Raw genomic sequence first — 569 nt, forward strand, 5'->3', positions numbered from 1 at the left:
CCAGGACGAAGGCGCCGGTGCAGATGGACGCGATCCGGGCGCCGGGGCGGATCAGGGCCAGCGCCTCGGTCAGCGGGCCGCCGAGTGCGCCGCGTGAGAGGGTCGCGTCCGCCTCGTGGGCGGCCGGCACGATCACCGTGTCCGCCTCGGCCAGCGCCTGCGGGCCGTGGCTGACGTTGACCGAGAAGTCGGCGTCGGCCCGGACCTCACCCGGGGCGAGCGCACAGGTGAGGACCTCGTACAGCGACTCCCCGGCAGCGGACCGGGCGCCGCCGAGTATCCGGTGCGCGATGCCCACCTCGATCGGCAGCAGCCCGTCCCGCACCAGGACCGCGACCTTGTGCCGGGAGGGGTGCCGGAAGTGCCCGGGGGAGATGTCCATGGCCCGATCCTTGCACATCATGGCCATCCGGCCACTCGTGTGCGCCGAGCGGCCCGGACAGCATGAACGCCGTGGCCAAGACACCCCAGACCTCAACGCCGGCGCACCAGCACGCACCGCCCGCAACCGCCGCGCCGCCCCGGCCCCCCGGCGCCGCCCACCAGCCCGCCGACCGCACCGAGCGCCC

Annotated in this window: 1 pseudogene; it reads right to left on the minus strand. The window is 75.6% G+C overall.

The features are described 5' to 3' along the window. A pseudogene (locus ACYVE9_RS30315) lies at positions 1-382 on the minus strand (AraC family transcriptional regulator); the annotation flags it as partial. Positions 383-569 lie beyond the last annotated feature (187 nt).

Source organism: Streptomyces sparsus (assembly GCF_054776295.1).